Annotated in this window: 16 protein-coding genes and 5 pseudogenes; 15 read left to right on the top strand and 6 right to left on the bottom strand. The window is 48.3% G+C overall.

The annotated features are described in order from the left end of the window. Nucleotides 1-9: 9 nt before the first annotated feature. Complete coding sequence (locus IAE50_RS22560) at nucleotides 10-462, bottom strand: Fur family transcriptional regulator (RefSeq protein WP_200581373.1); 453 nt, start codon at nucleotides 460-462, stop codon at nucleotides 10-12. A 98-nt stretch (nucleotides 463-560) separates the two neighbouring features. Between IAE50_RS22560 and IAE50_RS22555 the strand changes: the two genes are divergently transcribed. The 5 genes from IAE50_RS22555 (at nucleotide 561) to IAE50_RS22535 (ending at nucleotide 4,797) form a co-directional block, all read left to right on the top strand. Next, the gene (locus tag IAE50_RS22555; RefSeq protein WP_200581372.1) at nucleotides 561-1,760 is read left to right on the top strand and encodes a GTP-binding protein; all 1,200 of its coding nucleotides are present in this window, start codon (nucleotides 561-563) and stop codon (nucleotides 1,758-1,760) included. Nucleotides 1,761-1,830: 70 nt separating this feature from the next. Then, complete coding sequence (gene dksA, locus IAE50_RS22550) at nucleotides 1,831-2,253, top strand: RNA polymerase-binding protein DksA (RefSeq protein ID WP_200581371.1); 423 nt, start codon at nucleotides 1,831-1,833, stop codon at nucleotides 2,251-2,253. Nucleotides 2,254-2,315: 62 nt separating this feature from the next. Beyond that, the gene (gene folE2 / locus IAE50_RS22545; RefSeq protein ID WP_200581370.1) at nucleotides 2,316-3,251 is read left to right on the top strand and encodes a GTP cyclohydrolase FolE2; all 936 of its coding nucleotides are present in this window, start codon (nucleotides 2,316-2,318) and stop codon (nucleotides 3,249-3,251) included. Beyond that, nucleotides 3,241-3,801, top strand: coding sequence for a carbonate dehydratase (locus IAE50_RS22540; RefSeq protein ID WP_200581369.1), 561 nt, complete (start codon nucleotides 3,241-3,243; stop codon nucleotides 3,799-3,801). The genes folE2 and IAE50_RS22540 overlap by 11 nt, the downstream gene beginning before the upstream one ends. A 129-nt stretch (nucleotides 3,802-3,930) precedes the next feature. Beyond that, nucleotides 3,931-4,797: an isocitrate dehydrogenase gene (locus IAE50_RS22535; RefSeq protein ID WP_309228106.1), complete on the top strand. Its 867-nt coding sequence runs from the start codon at nucleotides 3,931-3,933 to the stop codon at nucleotides 4,795-4,797. Between the two features lie 16 nt (nucleotides 4,798-4,813). Here the strand turns inward: IAE50_RS22535 and IAE50_RS22530 are convergent, their stop codons facing one another. Both IAE50_RS22530 and IAE50_RS22525 read right to left on the bottom strand, forming a co-directional pair. After that, nucleotides 4,814-5,623 (bottom strand): DUF1460 domain-containing protein, encoded by an 810-nt coding sequence (locus IAE50_RS22530; protein WP_200581367.1) that lies wholly within the window; start codon nucleotides 5,621-5,623, stop codon nucleotides 4,814-4,816. A 33-nt stretch (nucleotides 5,624-5,656) separates the two neighbouring features. Beyond that, nucleotides 5,657-5,891 (bottom strand): annotated as a pseudogene (locus IAE50_RS22525) (metal ABC transporter solute-binding protein, Zn/Mn family); the annotation flags it as partial. Nucleotides 5,892-6,148: 257 nt separating this feature from the next. Here IAE50_RS22525 and thrS point away from each other — a divergent pair. The 10 genes and pseudogenes from thrS (at nucleotide 6,149) to IAE50_RS22475 (ending at nucleotide 16,402) form a co-directional block, all read left to right on the top strand. Next, complete coding sequence (gene thrS / locus IAE50_RS22520) at nucleotides 6,149-8,143, top strand: threonine--tRNA ligase (protein WP_200581366.1); 1,995 nt, start codon at nucleotides 6,149-6,151, stop codon at nucleotides 8,141-8,143. Continuing rightward, nucleotides 8,136-8,987: a M14 family metallocarboxypeptidase gene (locus tag IAE50_RS22515; RefSeq protein ID WP_200581365.1), complete on the top strand. Its 852-nt coding sequence runs from the start codon at nucleotides 8,136-8,138 to the stop codon at nucleotides 8,985-8,987. The genes thrS and IAE50_RS22515 overlap by 8 nt, the downstream gene beginning before the upstream one ends. After that, nucleotides 8,984-10,330, top strand: a complete 1,347-nt coding sequence (locus IAE50_RS22510; RefSeq protein ID WP_200581364.1) for a dihydroorotase — start codon at nucleotides 8,984-8,986, stop codon at nucleotides 10,328-10,330. Before IAE50_RS22515 ends, IAE50_RS22510 begins: the two co-directional genes overlap by 4 nt. 60 nt (nucleotides 10,331-10,390) lie before the next feature. Continuing rightward, nucleotides 10,391-11,413 (top strand): porphobilinogen synthase, encoded by a 1,023-nt coding sequence (gene hemB / locus IAE50_RS22505; RefSeq protein ID WP_200581363.1) that lies wholly within the window; start codon nucleotides 10,391-10,393, stop codon nucleotides 11,411-11,413. Between the two features lie 152 nt (nucleotides 11,414-11,565). Then, a pseudogene (locus IAE50_RS22500) lies at nucleotides 11,566-11,923 on the top strand (hypothetical protein). Between the two features lie 17 nt (nucleotides 11,924-11,940). After that, nucleotides 11,941-13,125, top strand: a complete 1,185-nt coding sequence (locus tag IAE50_RS22495) for an FAD-binding oxidoreductase (RefSeq protein ID WP_200581362.1) — start codon at nucleotides 11,941-11,943, stop codon at nucleotides 13,123-13,125. Between the two features lie 362 nt (nucleotides 13,126-13,487). Then, nucleotides 13,488-13,739: a hypothetical protein gene (locus IAE50_RS22490; RefSeq protein ID WP_200581361.1), complete on the top strand. Its 252-nt coding sequence runs from the start codon at nucleotides 13,488-13,490 to the stop codon at nucleotides 13,737-13,739. 330 nt (nucleotides 13,740-14,069) lie between these two features. Next, nucleotides 14,070-14,414 carry an IS66 family insertion sequence element accessory protein TnpB gene (locus IAE50_RS22485; protein ID WP_200581360.1) on the top strand — a complete coding sequence of 115 codons (345 nt, stop codon included), beginning with the start codon at nucleotides 14,070-14,072 and terminating at the stop codon, nucleotides 14,412-14,414. After that, nucleotides 14,401-14,771 (top strand): annotated as a pseudogene (tnpB, locus tag IAE50_RS22480) (IS66 family insertion sequence element accessory protein TnpB). Before IAE50_RS22485 ends, tnpB begins: the two are co-directional and overlap by 14 nt. A 26-nt stretch (nucleotides 14,772-14,797) precedes the next feature. Next, nucleotides 14,798-16,402 (top strand): annotated as a pseudogene (locus IAE50_RS22475) (IS66 family transposase). A gap of 295 nt (nucleotides 16,403-16,697) precedes the next feature. Here the strand turns inward: IAE50_RS22475 and IAE50_RS26190 are convergent. The 3 genes and pseudogenes from IAE50_RS26190 to IAE50_RS22465 all read right to left on the bottom strand — a co-directional run. Further along, nucleotides 16,698-16,973, bottom strand: a complete 276-nt coding sequence (locus IAE50_RS26190; RefSeq protein ID WP_234467291.1) for a hypothetical protein — start codon at nucleotides 16,971-16,973, stop codon at nucleotides 16,698-16,700. Nucleotides 16,974-17,190: 217 nt separating this feature from the next. After that, on the bottom strand, nucleotides 17,191-17,652 hold the full coding sequence (locus IAE50_RS26185; RefSeq protein WP_234467290.1) for a hypothetical protein: 462 nt from the start codon (nucleotides 17,650-17,652) through the stop codon (nucleotides 17,191-17,193). Nucleotides 17,653-17,677: 25 nt separating this feature from the next. After that, nucleotides 17,678-17,755, bottom strand: a pseudogene (locus tag IAE50_RS22465) (integrase); the annotation flags it as partial.

Genomic DNA, 17,755 nt, shown 5'->3' with positions numbered 1-17,755 from the left:
TTTTATCATCTATATCAGTAATGTACGATTACAGTCCGGACAGATACCGTGACTGGAAAGGATAATTTCCCGTTCGGTCATACCATGTCCAGTGAGATGTGATTTTACCAATTCAATGGCCGCTTCCAGGGCTGGATCCTGCTCAATAGGAATAACATGATTGCAGTTATCGCATTCAAAAAGTCCTACGGCAGCCCGTTGGGTCAGAGCGAAACGCTGAGTTCTTGCCGAGTCGGTATAACGCTGGATAATACTTACCTGCATTAGCCGCTCCAGTATTCGATAAAGGGTCACACGATCGGGAGCCTGCTCGCCCAGTTGCTGAGTTAAATCATCATGGCTCATGGCCTGGCTGGCATGTTCGAGGCACTGCAGTGTAGCAAGGGTGGATGGCGTTGCCCGCAAACCGTGTGTGCGCAACATTTGCTTCCAGTCATGCGTTTTGGCTCCTGGTGTTGTCATATATCCCCCCTCCGAGTCATGTCATTTGAATTTTGGCAGGAATCCGGTATTATTGCAACTTGATTGCATTAACGTTTAGCGGCATAAGGCTGGATGCTATGAAAAAAACACCGCTCATTATCCTTAATGGTTTTCTGGGGGCAGGGAAAACTACTCTGCTAAAAAACCTTCTTACACAGGCACACAAACGGCGAATGGCTGTATCCGTCATCGTTAATGACATGAGTGAACTTGATGTGGATGGCGTCCTGATAGCCAACACAGAAATCGTTGATGTAGCCAGTAACAATTTTGTGAGTATTTCAGCAGACAGTATCAGCAGCAGAAGCGGGATCCAGAAGCTGGATTCCGCGCTGAAAAACCTGCTCGAAAAACGGTCCCCGGATTTTATTTTACTGGAAACGTCAGGCATCAGTCATCCTCTCCCCCTGGTCCGCTATTTGCGTGAGCATACCCAGGTAAGTCTCAAAGCGTTTTTATCGCTTGTTGATACTGTGATGCTTAATGATGACTATGACGGAGGAAAGAAGCTTATTCCGGTTTTTCAGGAGCACCTCAACAAAGGAATTCGGGGAGTGGAAAGCCTGCTGGCGGAACAGATTATATTCTGTAATAAGCTCCTGCTAACCAAAAACGACCGGTTGCCCTTTTATGTGGTTACTGATGTGGCCAGGGCCATACATCCCCTTAATCCGCAGGTTGCAATTATGGCCGTGCCCTGGGGAAATTTACAGATGGATGAATTGCTTTCCATGCCGGATTACGATTTTCATCGGGTGGCGTTACTTATCGATGAGCTTCAGGATGCAATTGATGCAGTTTTGCCAGATGAACCCGACAAAAAATATGATATTTCGTGGCAGGTCATTGAGGATGACCGTCCATTTCATCCGCAGCGGCTGTGGGATACCTGCCATCGCTTCATGGGCGCAGGCGTTTACCGCAGCAAGGGGTTTTTCTGGCTACCGGGACGGGATGATCTGGCATTATTGTGGAACCAGGCAGCAGGGAGCATCAATCTCGAATTCATAAGCTACTGGAAAGCCGGGGTCCTGACTCACACTGATAATTCACTGACAAAGGAAGAACGCGCAGCTATCCGTCAGCAACTGGCAAAAATGCCTGGCAGATTTGGTGACCGGCGATGCCGCCTGACTGTTATTGGCGAGAGCGGAGAAATCGACGATTTCGCCCTCGCGTTGCGGCAGTGTTTACTCACTGAAGAGGAGATTCTCTGGTGGCAGCAGGGGGGGATTTTCCACGATCCCTGGCCCACGAAAGTGGCCCGACTAGCTTAACAGGTTATTTTGCAGAGATACTCAATGTTATGTTATAGCACTTCAATATGCAATTTTATCGATACAGGACATGACTAAACCTACCCGCGCTGAACGAGAAAAAATCCTGGCGATGCCGCCAGAAGATTACATGAATCATGTGCAACAGGACTACTTCCGGCGGCTTATCCGCCACGAAAGACAGGAGGTGCTTGATCATATTGACCAGATGAAGCAACAACTGCAGGATAATCCAGAAACGGGTGACGAAGGTGACATCGCCATTCGTGAAGAGCAGTTACATCTGCTGTTCAGACAGATAGACAGAGAAAGCCGCCTGTTGCCGAAATATGATGCAGCGCTTATACGGCTTGAAAAAGGAGAATATGGCTTCTGCCGGGATACAGGCGAACCTATCGGCCTGCAACGCCTGCTACTCAGGCCCACCGCAGAATTAAGTATTGAAGCCAAGACAAAGCAGGAAAAAGTTGAGATTCAGTACCGAAAGAAATAAAGCGGTAGCTCAGGCGACGGGAGGGTAAGGATGAGAGTAAATATCAGATCAGGCAGGTATATATGAGTATTGCAGCGAAACAAACCTTATGCCCCGGCATGCTACCGGATATTCAGTCCACTAAGGGTGACGATGAGGGCGAGTCATTATCCTGGGTTGGCATGGAGGAAATTGACCTGCCGATAGACATCTCAGGCAGGCCGGTATCAGCAAAGGTCAATGCCGGCATAAACCTTTTCAGTTCACCTGAAGCTGAAAAGGGGATCCATATGTCTCGCCTTTATCTTCTTCTGGACGAACTGACACAAGGGGAAATCACACCGGCATTATTGCAACATGTGCTGAAAGCATTTCTGGTATCTCATCAGGGACGTAGTGATGAAGCCAGTATTGAGATTTCAGGGGATTTGTTACTGTCGCGTAAGTCGTTAAATTCTAATCACTCCGGCTGGAAAGCTTATCCTCTGACTCTGGGCGCCGAACTCAGGCAATCTTTTACGGTTACCCTCAAAGTGGGTATCCCTTATTCGTCAACCTGCCCGGCTTCCGCTGCACTTAGCCGCCACGTCGCGGGTTTGCAGTTTAGCAAAGACTTTGGTAACCGGATCGACAGACTCCCGGCAGCAGAAATAGCCGACTGGCTTGTTGAGAAAGGAATGCCGGCAACTCCGCACAGCCAGCGAAGCTGGGCATGGGTGAATATCCGTCTTAATCCTGAAGCAAAATCACTGCCTGTGATTGAGCTGATTGATTATGCTGAAGTTGCTCTCGGGACAGCCGTGCAAACGGTTGTCAAGCGGAGCGACGAACAGGCTTTTGCGGTGGCTAACGGTCAGAATCTGATGTTTTGCGAAGATGCTGCCCGTCGGCTCAATAACGTTTTTCGTTGTGCACCCTTTTGTGAAGCATTTGATATCAGGGTTGAGCATCAGGAAAGCCTGCATCCTCATAATGCCGTTGCCCGTATTCACTGGAAAGAAAGTAAAAATGTTACGTAAAAACCCATCAGGTCATACCCCAGTGGTGTCAACAAAGGCCTATATCGATCCCACCGCGGTAATTTGTGGACGTGTCATTATTCATGATTATGTTTACGTCGGACCCTATGCGGTTATCCGTGCTGACGAGCTAAATGCAGAAGGAGACATGGATCCGATCATTATCCATTCCCACTCTAATATTCAGGATGGGGTGGTTATTCATTCAAAAAGCGGCGCGCCAGTGACGATAGGAAGCGGAACGTCCATTGCCCATCGTGCAATAGTGCATGGCCCCTGTCAGGTTGACGAGCGGGTATTTATTGGATTCAACAGCGTGTTGTTTAACTGTCATATTCAGACTGGTTGTGTCATTCGCTATAATGCAGTTGTGGATGGCGTTACCTTGCCTGAGAACACCTATATTCCATCAACCGAACGCGTGGGACCTGATTCCGTTCTTAAAAGTTATTCGAGAGTAGACCCCGCTTCTTTACAATTTTCAGAAGAAGTGGCCAGTACCAACGTTAAGCTGGTCGAAGGTTATCAGAAGTTGCGCAATGAATTCTGAGTATGGCTCTGCTAGTGCCATTAACATAACACCATATTATTAACGATTTGTTATTAATGTAGCAAAATGATACTTTCCTCTTCAATCTTTTTGCGGAAGAGGCTTTTCTGTTTTATTAAAGAGGTGGTGGTGAAAATTTTTATTAATGATTTGACGGTCATGGATTTTAGTTTCCTTGATGCGGAAGCCGGACTGATTGGCGATAGCCTTATCATTGATATTATTCTTGAAGGGGATCTGAATGCTGAATCAATGGTAATGGATTTCTCACATGCAAAAAAAAGTATCAAACATGAAATTGATAAACTGGCCGATCATGTCCTGATTGTGCCGGAACAAAATAGTCATATTATTGTTAGTCATGTGGGCACTACGACGGAAGTCGCCATGCTGCGTAAAAATGGGGAGACCCTGTGTTTTATTTCCGGGCCGCAGGAGAGTTTCTGGCTGGTCCAGGCAGATAATATTACTTCCCGCTGCCTTAAATCCCAAATAGAAAAACATTTACTGGCGTGTTTGCCGCAGGGAGTAAAGGGCATAACGATAACGTTACGGCCGGAAAGTATCAATGGTGACAGTTATCATTACTCGCATGGACTGAAAAAACACCGCGGAAATTGCCAGAGAATAGCGCATGGGCATCGCTCTGCAATCAGAATTTTTGTTGATGGTGAGCGAAGCTATATGCGGGAACAGGAATGGGCAAAACGATGGAATAACGCTTATCTGTTAAGCCGGGAAGATGTCGTTACAGTGACAACACTTTCACCGCGTGCCATAGCATACTGGAATAAGGGGCTGACATGTTCTTCCTGGCGAAGTTTTCAGGGATACTTTGAAATCATGCTTTGTTCTGAGGTATTAGACATTCTGCCGTGTGATACCACAGTTGAGTCACTGGCTTTATTTATCAGGCAGTCAATTGAGCACGATTTACCCGCAGCGAAAATAGAAGTCCATGCCTTTGAGGGCGTGGGTAAAGGCGCTATTGCCTGACACACTATTATACTTTTCAGGGGTATTGATTTGTTTTCTCTCGTAAAACTACAATACCCTGCTTTGTAGCTACGTATCTAATAAAAGGGGAGTCAATAACCTTTCTGTTTTTCGCTAATGACGATGCATTTCTGAACCAGATGTTATTGTGATCTTTGATAATTATCCCAACATGTGAAACATCCAGCCCTCTTTTTGTTGAATAAATACCCACGTAATCACCTGTCTGTAATTTATTTATTAGCTCTTTATCTATTGCAGATGCCGGTATATAGCTTATCCGGCGTGAGATAATACCAAGACCCTTGACATATTCTTGTTTTTTATTCTTTTGGTTTAGCTGTTTGTTGACAGTAATAGTATATGGGCTGATGTCCTGAGTAATATCTTGTGCATTTCGCGGAAATGTGACAGCCCAGTCCGTGAAAAAATGTTTTCTGCCAGTAAAATCAATTATTCCGTCTGTATAACGGGTCTTAACAAGTTCAGATACATAAGTTTGCCAGCTACTGGCGTGCGCCATGGAGCGAACATAATCAAGAAAAGTAAAACAATCCACGGTACTGGGGTCAGTGACCAGCCTCTCTTGCATCGACGATGACCCAATCAGTGTATGCGCCTGGTAAGGTGTTCCGAGGAAATGGGAAGATATCTCAGCAACGCGTTCACTGTAGCTGAGGCCTTTCCTGTACAACGAAGTGGTATGAAGGATTTTGTTAACTTTAGCCTGACTTTCTTCAGTAGAATAGTCGCTTCGTGCCTGCTGAGACTCAGCAAATCCCGCGCAGCTATAAAAAGAAAGGAGAAAGATGATTGCTTTTTTCATAAAACATTAACTTCCTCAGAGGTATTCCGTTCCCCCCTGAGCGCGCTTTATAACTCTGGTTGTAAGCTGATATTCATGGATTTCTGCGCCAGGTCGGGTAATCGAACTGGCTTCTGCGGCGTCCCCGCCACGTTCTGTGCCATGCCAGTAATTACCGTGAAGGTCGTGATGGCCTTAAACTTTTCAGCAGCATAAGCCCCTGGATAGCTGTCAATCCTGTGAAAGGCGTGCTTAACAGGATTATCTTTACTGTGTTGAGTTGAAGCATGGTTATCTCCTGATGACATCACTATTTGTTAATGCTAAGTAATGTTATATTATATCACTCTCTGTAAAACATAGCGCAGGTTATATTTAAATAATAATGATTATATTTATCATTTGCATCTAGTACCTCAATTTTTTATGCCTTACGCAGGGATTGATATTTTCAGGCAGGCGACTTTTAATGCAACATAGTTGCGTTAATTTGTGTGTTAATGCAACATAGTTGCTGTTAATCACTGAGCTATGTCGGATACGAAAATGTCAGAAGCGCTTATAACAGAGTCAGAAGTTCTCACCTTTACTCTTCCTGATGGCTCTCTGAAGCTCGTCAGAAAAGGGACCACGTTGCAGAACGTCGCGGAAAGTATCGGTTCTTCCGTCGCGAAAAACGCCGTATATGCTGAAATAGATGGTCAAAGCATCGATCTGATCGAGGCAGTGCAGAAAAGTGGCACGCTCAATATTATCGCGCTTTTTGACGAAGAAGCGTTGGATCCGATTCGCCGTGGCTGCCTTCTCTTTCTTGCTGCGTCAGTAAATCAGCTGTTTCCCTCTGCCAGAGGGGTAGAAGGGCATCTGACAGAAGAAGGGTTTTATTACGATTTCGCGACAGATAAGCCTTTTACCAGCAGCGGTTTGCTGAAAATTGAGCAGCACATGACCAAATTGATCGCCGATAATCCGCCGGTTTTTAAAGAGCAGGTTACGCGAGCGCAGGCAGTTAACTTTTTTGAGCGGCAGGGAGAGAAATTCAAATCAACGAGGCTGATGGAAATACCGGAAGATGAGCTGGTGACATTATGCCATCTCAAACAGTTCACGGATGGCTTTAATGGCCCACTGATTCCGGATCTTCGTTTTCTGAAAAATATGAAGTTGCTTAACGTATCCGGTGCGTACTGGCAGGGGGAAGCCAGCAACGTACAGCTACAGCGAATTTATGGCACGGCATGGGCCAGCAACGTACAGCTACAGCGAATTTATGGCACGGCATGGGCCAGCAAAAAACAGCTTGATGGCTGGCTTGAGAAAACGGCCGAAGCGGAGAAACGCGACCATCGCAAGCTGGGGAGGGAGCTGGATTTGTTTCATTTTCAGGACAATGCGCCTGGCGCGGTTTTCTGGCATCCCCGTGGCTGGACGATATTTCAGTCACTGATTGCCTATATGCGTAACCGCCATGAGGTGGCGGGTTACGTTGAGGTCAATACGCCTGATGTTATGGACCGCAGCCTGTGGGAAATATCCGGTCACTGGGACAACTATCGTGATCATATGTTTACGACGCAAACCGAGGATGGGCGGAATTTTGCTCTCAAGCCAATGAACTGTCCGGGGGCGGTATCGCTGTTTAAATACGGGCTCAAGAGTTACCGCGATTTACCCGTTCGCCTGTCTGAATTTGGTAAAGTCCATCGTTATGAACCCTCTGGATCGCTGCATGGTTTATTACGGGTCCGCCACTTTACTCAGGATGACGCGCATATCTTTTGCACGCTGGAACAGGTAGAGGGGGAGTGTAAAAGTATCCTTCAACTGGTGCTTGATATTTATAAGCAGTTTGGATTTGAAGAGATCGCAATCAAGTTATCTACCCGTCCTGAAAAGCACATGGGAAGCGACGCAGACTGGGATCGGCTGGAAAACGCGCTTTCAGACTCTCTGGAAGCGCAGGGATTACAATGGTCGGTAAATCCCGGTGAAGGTGCCTTCTATGGCCCTAAACTGGAGCTTGTGTTGCGCGACGCGATTGGTCGTGACTGGCAGTGCGGAACGCTACAGGTGGATATGAATCTGCCTGAGCGATTTGATATTGGTTATATTGCCGAGGATGGCTCGACAAAACGCCCGGTGATGTTGCACAGGGCGCTCTTCGGCTCCCTTGAGCGATTCACCGGTATCCTTCTTGAACATTACGCCGGTAAACTGCCCGCCTGGCTGTCGCCGGTTCAGGCCGTGGTCATGACGATTACCGACAAGCAGCACCAGTATGCGGAGCAGGTTGTGAAGGCGCTTCGCAAGAAAGGGCTGCGTTGTGAGGCCGACCTTCGCAATGAAAAAATTGGATTTAAAATCCGTGAACAGACTCTGGCCCGCATTCCTTTCCTGCTGATCATTGGCGATGCGGAGGAGAATGCGGCGCGTGTCACGGTGCGCGATCGTACCGGGAAGTGCATGGGAACGCTGTTACTTAATGAGGCGGCAGAAGCTATCAAAATATGTTGCCAGCCACCGGAGGTTCACGTTGATTAAGCAAAGCAGAAGCGATATCCCCTGGCGCAAGAGCGGTTGTCACGTCTGGCCAGTGAAGGAGGATGATACCCAAAGCAACGATATCGATTTTTATAAAACAGCGTTCAGAGAACAATCCAGGCGATGGGGGCTTTCCGAGATCATTCTTAGTAATACTGGTGATGGAGAAATATCACTCTATCAGTCTGTTAATCAGGGGGCAGATGTTCCTCACGTACTGATCGCGGCAGGGTTTCATGGAGAAGAACCCGCGGGATGTTGGGGGATGCTGGATTTTTTGTGCGAAGGCTCCCCTGAATTGTGTGATAACGTAGCAGTGAGTTTTTTACCGCTTGTAAACCTATCTGGCCTGCGCACAGGTAGCCGCCTGAACAGTCTTGGACAGAACCCAAACCGAGGCTTTACCAGAGGGGTAGAGGTCGAACCTTCTGTTGAAGGTAAAGTACTGCTCAGCTATGAAACGCTTCTGAAAAACGCAGCCAGTCATGGTGTGCTCTGTTGCCATGAAGATATTCTTCGTCATAAGGCGTATCTCTACACTTTCGAACATGCTACTCGCCCGGGTCATTTCAGCGTGGCATTACGTGATGAACTCGAACGCTTTTTCCCGGTCATGGAAAAAGAGCGCGTTGATGGCTGTGAATGTGAGGATGGCATTATTTTTAACCATTTCGATTCGTCATTTGAATCATGGTTGTTTTCTTCCTGTTCCGACGTCGCAGCGTGCACTGAAACGCCGGGATTGCAACCCTTTGCAAAACGAGCAGAAGCAAACCGTTATTTAATCGGCGCGTTTATCTCATCGATACTGGAGCGCAACAGCATCGGGGGCGGGATGTCATGAAGCCTTTATTACTGACCAATGCATTAATAATCAATGAAAACTTGCGCTATCCGGCCGACATCCTCATTGATAACGGACGGATCCAGAAAATTGCCTCGCCTATTCCCTCCCGATCAGAATGGCAGGTTATTGATGTACATGGGAAGTGGGTAATACCTGGCATGATTGACGATCAGGTTCATTTCCGTGAACCCGGTCTGACGCATAAGGGAACCATTGCCACTGAATCAGCAGCCGCTGTAATGGGAGGCATTACCAGTTTTATGGAAATGCCGAACGTTATGCCACCAACAACGACCCTGCAGGCGCTGCGTGAGAAATTTCAACGTGCCTCGAATTCTTCGCTGGCGAACTACAGTTTTTACTTCGGCGCGACGAACGATAATCTTGACGAACTGAAAGCGCTTACGGCTTCGCAAGCCTGTGGGGTGAAGGTCTTCATGGGGGCTTCTACCGGAAATATGCTGGTGGACGATGAACAGATCCTGGAAAGTATTTTCGCCAACGCACCCTGTCTGGTAGCAACACATTGCGAGCATACCCCGACAATAAAGCATAATGAGGAGACATGGCGGGCTCGTTTTGGGGACACTATTCCTCCTGGCGAACATGCTTTTATTCGTTCTGTGGAAGCTTGCCTGATATCTTCACGCCAGGCCGTCTCTTTGGCGAAAAAACATCGTACCCGATTACATGTTCTGCATATCACCACCGCAGATGAACTCGCTCTCTTTGATGCTGCTCCCACGCTGGAGGCGCTGCGCCAGAAAACCATCACGGCTGAAGTCTGCGTTCATCACCTGTTTTTTAATTATGACGATTATGAAATGCTGGGGCATAAGCTCAAATGTAATCCATCCGTAAAATCCTCTTTTCATCAGGAAGCCCTCTGGAGAGGCGTTAATGAAGGCATTATCGACGTTATCGCGACTGACCATGCGCCGCATTTGCTGGAGGAAAAGCAGAATGACTATTTTGCTGCGCCTTCCGGCTTACCGCTGGTGCAGCATGCTCTTCCTGCACTGCTGGATATGAGCAGCAGGGGGATTTTTACCCCGGAAATGATGGTAAGAAAGACCAGCCATGCTGTTGCCGAGCGCTTCCAGCTCAAAGATCGTGGCTATATCAGAGAAGGCTATTGGGCGGACCTGGTAGTTATCGATCCGTTCAGTCATCAACAGGTAATCCGGGAGGATGTGGCATACAAATGCGGGTGGTCCCCCTTTGAAGATCGGATTTTGTCAGGTGGTGCAGTTGATATGACGCTGGTAAATGGCCACGTTATCTGGAATGGGCACACCATACAGCAGAAGTACGGCCTGCCACTGGAATTCTGCCGCTAGTCACGTATTTATTTTACTCAGGCATCCCTTCTCCCTGAGAATTCAGAAGAGGCAAATTTTGTGAGTATTATTATTCCTGGTTCTTTCCCGGCGCGACGACTACGCCGTTCTCGCACCCATTCTTTCAGTCGCCGTCTGGTCGCTGAAAATCAGCTGACCATAGATGACCTGATTTTACCTGTATTCATTATTGAGGGGCAAAACCTGCGACAGGAAGTGCCGTCGATGCCAGGTGTGTTTCGCCTGTCGGTTGATATGTTGCTTCATGATGCCGCGCAATTTGTTCAGGCAGGTATACCTGCTATTGCACTATTTCCGTGTATAGAAAGTTCTGCTAAATCGCTGATGGCAGACGCTTCGTGGGATCCATCCGGTTTAGTACCGCGAGCTGTAAGGGCGCTGAAAAAGACTTTTCCTGAACTCGGGGTGATAACTGACGTTGCGCTTGACGCCTATACGACACATGGTCAGGACGGCATCATTGACGAGCATGGGTATGTGCTTAATGAGCCGACAAAAGAAATTCTCACCAGACAGGCGCTTACTCACGCCGAAGCGGGCGCAGATATTGTCGCGCCAAGCGACATGATGGATGGCCGCATCGGTCATATCAGAAAGGCATTTGAAACGAATGGACTGCTTAATATCCAGATATTGGCATATTCAGCAAAATACGCGTCGAACTATTATGGTCCTTTTCGTGAGGCGACGAAATCCGCCATGGCACTGGGCAAACGGGACAAAAAAAACTATCAGATGGATCCGGCAAATGCGATGGAAGCGTTGCATGAAATTGCCCAGGATTTGCAGGAGGGGGCAGACATGGTGATGGTTAAGCCGGGCATGCCTTATCTGGATGTTATCAGGGAGGCCAGGAAAACTTTTGCAGTACCCGTTTTTGCCTACCAGGTTTCCGGTGAGTATGCGATGCATATGGCCGCGTTCCGACATGGCTGGCTCGACGAAGAGCAAACGGTGCTTGAGTCACTTATGTGCTTCAAACGCGCCGGGGCACACGGCATATTGACTTACTTTGCCAGCCCGGTAGCCCAGTTGCTTAATCAACATCAACGGGAATATTGATTCCCTGTTTACAAAATTCTTTAGTCGCTAAGCGGGAGCACCGCTGAGAGCAAACGACATAATCATCGAGAATTTCTATACTTTAATTCTTATCTTTATTGCTAATTCTGACGAATCGTTTGTATCAGCCCAATAATCTGGAGGAAGTAATTATGGTCGCAACAAGTAAACAGGACCGTATGCCTTATCTACTTTTCCTGTGTGAAAACCGCATTCGCACAGAATATCGATGGTCATGTCATTGATCTTGGTGGATTAACCAAGCAAAACGGCACCATTAACTGGCTTCTGGATGGCAATAAGGAAAAGGGGGAAAACCTCAAAACAGAAATCGAAGCGCTGGAGGATATTGCCAATAAGCTAGATTTTCTTTTTCTTGATGGTCAGTTTACCAGCCTTCCTGACATATCGGCTAAATATAAAAATAAGCTTACATCAGCTCCTTCAATGGAAATCGTATTGAATGAACCTGGCGATAAGCCACAAGAAAGCCCAACGTCAGGAAGCTGATAAAAAGGAGGAAAAGCATGTCGGTCAAAAAAATAGCAGTTATTGGTGCTGGCGTACTCGGCCTTTCCGTGGCCCGTTCCCTGGCGCAACAGGGAGCAAAAGTCACTGTTTTTGAGCGTAGCCATGTGGGGGCGGGGACAAGCAGCACGACTTTTGCCTGGATTAATTCAAATGGCAAAACACCAGAAAGTTATCATCATCTCAATGCCGTGGCGATTGACGAGCATATCCGGCTACACCAGAAACGGACCACAGAAGGTCATTGGCTAAAAGCGACTGGGACTTATGAATGGGCGGCTGGTGCGCCAGAGCAAAAACGGTTACAAGACCGGGTTAGCCGTCTTTCGGAACTGAACTATCCTGTTCAGAACCTTTCCGCAGATGAACTTAAGCGCAAAGTTCCTGAAATCCGCGTGGGATCTCATGTCGGAGATATCTGGTATTTTCCAGGTGAATGCTTACTGGTACCTTTCGTTTTTATGGCATGGCTGGTGTCCGAGCTTCATGTTTATAACGCCGAATTGAAAACACAAAGCGAAGTGACAGAGTTAACTGAAGAAAAAAATAGGGCGGAGATAAGCCTTGCCAATGGCGAACGTTGGCAGGGAGACAGTATAGTCATTGCGGCGGGAAGATGGTCTGCCGAACTTACTTCGCTACTTGGGCAGCAACTGGCAATGATCGATCCGAACCAGCCAAATAAAATTGCATGTGGTTTTCTGGGCTATACGCGCCCAGTGTTAACCCAGTTACAGGCGAATTTAATCACACCAGGGTTAAATATTCGGCCAGAAGGAGGAGGGCGATTACTGCTTCAGTGTCCTGACCTTGACAGCTTTGCCAATCCTGCAAGCCCGGCACCAGTAGATAGCTATATCGGTGAAGAAATGCACAAAAGACTACAGAAACTATTTAATAATATGGAAATGGCACAGCTGGAACGTATAGCTGTTGGGCAGCGTTCCCGACCGGCAGATGGACTTCCAGGACTTGGTTATATCTCTGCTAAGCGACGAATCTACCTCATGGTGACGCACAGTGGTATGACGCTGGGGCCGTTGATCGGACGGCTTTGCGCGGAAGAGATTCTCCACGACAAGCGTTCTTCGCTTTTGAGTGATTTCTCTCCTGAAAGATTACTTGGGAAAACAGCAAAGGATTTTCCTGCTTTTTCTACGTTACATTTCCCGGCGGCACAATAATTTTTCAGTCGATGTTCACCACTGAAATGAGGATCAGAAAGCTAATAAACTAGATCCTGTTCAGCGGGATTAACAAAAAGCCTGCCCAACATGGGCAGGCCTGAAGCATTTGAGCTTGCAAAAATACGACAAGGTGTGTGATGTCAGGCTATATCTGGCCATTACAGCCCGCGTACGTATTGGTTACATCCAGCCAGAACGCCTTCCGTAGAAGAACATCACTACCCAATAGTATCATTTTTTTGTGGGTGTGTTATGTTATTTTATAACATCCGGATTCATATTCCACATACCAAAGGTAACTGGTTGTTATGCACTTTCTCATACTGTAGTTTCAGAGGATGATTTAACAAGAGGTTAACATGAAAATCAGTAAGATAGTTGCATTCTCTCTGACAATGGCTTCGACTCCGGCTCTGGCATTTCAGGCGAAAGATATTGGTTCAGATCTTTCAGGAAAGCGGTTGCGCGCAACAGAAGACAGCATCATCAGTAACTTTTACAGCCAGCATAGCAGGCAGTTCCAGACGACGACTTTAGGAACCTGCGCTGCTGTGGCAGTACCTGGATGCAATTGCCCTTTCTGTTCAATGTTGCGTAGTCAAAAGCTTTGAGAGAGTTAAATAAATATATTACTTGTAAGGGCTGAAAGCTGAAAAGATTATGATGTAATTAACTAGAGCAGTAAATGCTGTAAAGTGAGATGAATAATATGAAAGGGAATTTGATATTCATGGATGTTATTCCCAGGGTAAATTCAAAAAGATTATTAAAGCCAGACAGTAGATCTGCTATCAGCAGATCTACTGTGAAAGGCGTTGTCAGGTTTTACAAGTATTAATGAGCGTGGCTCATCATCGTAAGCTTGCGGCGAACTCATCTTCACAGGGATTTTCAGACAGTTAGCATTACGGCATTCGTACTACTCCAGTGGAGATCGAACAATGCCAAAAATTCGATGGACTCTTGACAAGAAGAAACATCACGTCGCTGCATGGCGGGCCAGCGGCCTCACCCGTGAGCAATATTGCGACCTTTACGATATTCCTTTCAAATCACTGCGGCAGTGGCCGCAGGATGTGGCAAAAGCTGAACAACGCGCTAACGCTCCCGAAATCATCCCCGTCAGGGTTTCCGAGGTATCGGCAGACATCGACACTGTTCACCAGCACGCCGCTGCCGCTGTAAATGAACCTGTCACGCTCTTTCTCCCCGGTGGAATACGTATGTGCTGCCATCCTTCGCAACTGACCGACGTCTTCAGGGCCCTCCGCTATGCTGAAACCTGATAATGTCTCCTGGCTGTGAAACCTGTGGACATGCGCCGGGGGATCGACACCCTGACGCAATACGTGCAGGATACACTGAAATCGTCATGGCACGAAGACGCTGCCTTCGTCTTTGCCAATAAAGCCCGGACGCGTATCAAAGTACTGCGCTGGGACAGGCACGGGGTATGGTTGTGTACCCGGCGTCTGCATAAAGGTCATTTTCACTGGCCGCGTGCAAATGATGCTGCATGGTCTCTGACACCGGAACAGTTCGAATGGCTGATAACCGGTGTCGACTGGCAGCAAATAGACGGACATAACCTGGCAAAATGGGTCTTCCGGGAAGACGAACTCCCGTCAGCACTTCATCTGTAAAACGGGGAGTAACCCTGTGAAAAATAATGAGTATCCATGCATCTTATGGTAGTATTAAGGGCATGGATATCTCCCTTCTCAGCACAACAAATGACATCGAGCAGCTTCGCACTCTGGCGCTTGCCATGGTGCAAAAAGTGGTGTCTGAAAATGCAGAGAAAGAAAAACTTCAACAACGCATCCGTCTGCTGGAAGAAGCACTGATGCTGGCCCGTCAGCAACGCTTCGGGCGAAAAAGCGAAGTGTTGTCCGGGTTACAGCGCCAGCTCTTCGAAGAGGATGCGGACACGGATATCGCTGCGACGGAAATCCGGCTGAGAAAGCTATTACCACCCGATGATGACGGTGAAACTCAGCCCGCACCCGACCGGTGCGCAAACCCCTTCCGGCCCGTCTGACGCGGATCATCAAAACCATCGAACCCGCGTCAACGGAAAACTGCCCGGATCCTGAATGCCCGGGGAAACTGCGCCACATCCGTGATGAAGTGAGCGAAAAACTGGAATATATCCCGGCCCACTTCGTGGTTAATCAATATGTTCGCCCGCAATATGGATGCACCTGTTGCCAGCGGGTGGTCAGTGGCGAAATGCCCGCGCAGATCATCCCGAAGGGGAATGCAGAAGCCAGTCTGGTCGCTCAGGTGGTGGTCAGCAAGTACCGTGACTATCTGCCCCTCTATCGCCAGCAGCACATCTTTGCCCGCGCAGATGTCTATCTCTCAGTCAGCACCATGGCCGGATGGGTGGGTGCTGTCAGCGTGGCCCTGACGCCACTGGCTGAACAGTTACGCCGCTTAATGTTAACCCGTGAGGTTATCCACGCCGACGAGACGTCGATGCGTATCCTGGATACCCGAAAAGGTGGCACATCCAGAAAGGACTATCTCTGGACGTATGTCAGTGGTGAGCATACCGGCACGCCGATCGTTATCTTCGAATGCCATGCGGGGCGCGGGGGCGCAATATCCACTGGCGTTCCTGTCAGAATGGGCTGGCGGATATCTGGTCACCGATGACTATGACGCTTATAAATCGGCGGCAAAAGAAAATCCCGGGATAATCAACGTCGGATGCCGGAGCCACGCCCGCAGACGGTTCGCTGAGCTATATAAGGCCAGTGGAAATCCGCGGGCAGGGTTCGTTCTGAAAGTGCTCGCCCGAATGTTCAGCCTTGAGGAGCGTATCCGCTCGCGTTCCCCGGAAAATAAGGTCCGCTGGCGACGACGGTATATCAAACCTCTGCTGGATAAACTTCATGCCTGGATGACAGAGCAACGGGACGCCTGCCCGAAAGGGTCAGCACTGTATAAAGCGATAAATTATCCGCTGAAGGCCAGAACGTGGCCATCACTGGTTCGCTTCCTGGAGGATGGCAGGGTTCCCATGGAAAATAACCGTGCCGAACGGGCCATAACGCCGGTGGCCATGGGACGCGCAAACTGGCTCTTCGCAGGGTCTCTGACCGCCGGAGAAAGAGCAGCGCAACTAATGGGGCTACTGGAGACAGCGAAAATGAACGGCCTGGAGCCACATGCCTGGCTGACGGATGTGTTGACGCGTCTGCCTTCATGGCCGGAGGATCGGCTGGATGAGTTGCTGCCGTTCCCGACGTATCGGTTCAGCGAATAACGGCGGGATACTGAAAAAAACCGCAGTTGGGAAACGCAAGCCGGGGACAGCTAACCCGCGATACCGGCGTCATACCTGTCGTCGGGTGTTGCGCACCTGAGACAGGGATCGCGGCAAAGCCATACCCCACGGGGCTTCAGCCGTAGTCAGTACCTGTATCACATCTCCGCGATTACCGCAGTCAGTACTTCGACACCTGTCCGCAAACACCCTGGTCAGTACTTCAACGCCTGACACAATGCCCTCGCTAAAACCTGAGACGATCGACTCGTCGTTATTGGCAAGAATCGTTCTGTCAATGCGAGTTCCCCGCGAGCTTACTCATCATCATGATGATGAGCTTCATGATCGTGATGTTCACCATGTACTTTTTCTGAACCGCCGATCCAACAATATTAAATGGCTGCCCTTCTACGCTAATTTCACTGGTCTTTTTAAAAGAAGTAGCGTCTGACACAATAATTTTACTTTTCAACGGATCGGTGACGTAAATTTTGTTGTCAGCAACTGCGATTCTCGGCCGCGGATCATTCCAGTGGCCATCCATTGAATAGGGATCAGTGACACGCACTGACTGCGAAATTTCTTCTTTCAGGACATCTATTTGATTAAGCTTCTGTCTTCTGTAAACACATAGGCGAATTTCGCACGTACCGTGTCTACAACGAAATGGACTCGACGGGTAGGCAACTGAATCAAACGGAAGCTGTTCGACTCGGTAAGGTCAACCAGAATAATCCGATCTGGCCCATAATTACCGATAAAATATTGCATTCCCTTACCACCAATCAAGGTCGATGTGCTTCCCTCTGGCAACGTTTTCGCGTAGGGAAGGTGCCTGATAACCGGTGCCGCATTTTTTTTGTAATCAGCAGGAGGCCGGTCTCACATGACAGGGTAAAAGTATCACCCGAGCCGGCTGAGCCGTGAAGTCCGGGGCATAAGGCACCATTACCCACTTTTTTACCTTGCAGGTCCACCACGCGAGCGCCGACAGGTCGTTTTGAAGCATCATCAGGGTTGGGAATGGATACGACAGTATAATTATCGTAAGGAACAGCAGCGCCGTGATGTGGCGCAACAACATTTACTTTAGTTATATTCTTCTGACCTTTAAGAACGGCGCTTTCACCCAGGATTTGCGCGCTATCTTCCCCGTCAAACCACTGGGCAATTTTGCCCTGACGCTCAACAAAATGACCAGGTTTTTTACCAGTTAGTTCCAGCGGTAATAGTGTAAGCACACCCATTCTAGTTCCACGCACTTTTTGAAATTTACGCGTTTTCGGCCATCAGCCTGTGTTCTTCCGGCGTCAGGTTATTCAGGGATTCATGAGGTCGCCCGCTGTTATA

Origin of the sequence: Kosakonia sp. S42, assembly GCF_016624785.1 — a bacterium.
Classification (GTDB): Bacteria; Pseudomonadota; Gammaproteobacteria; order Enterobacterales; family Enterobacteriaceae; genus Kosakonia; species Kosakonia cowanii.
The sequence above is the reverse complement of the archived record's forward strand: the minus strand, read 5'-3'. Positions and strand labels throughout refer to the sequence as shown.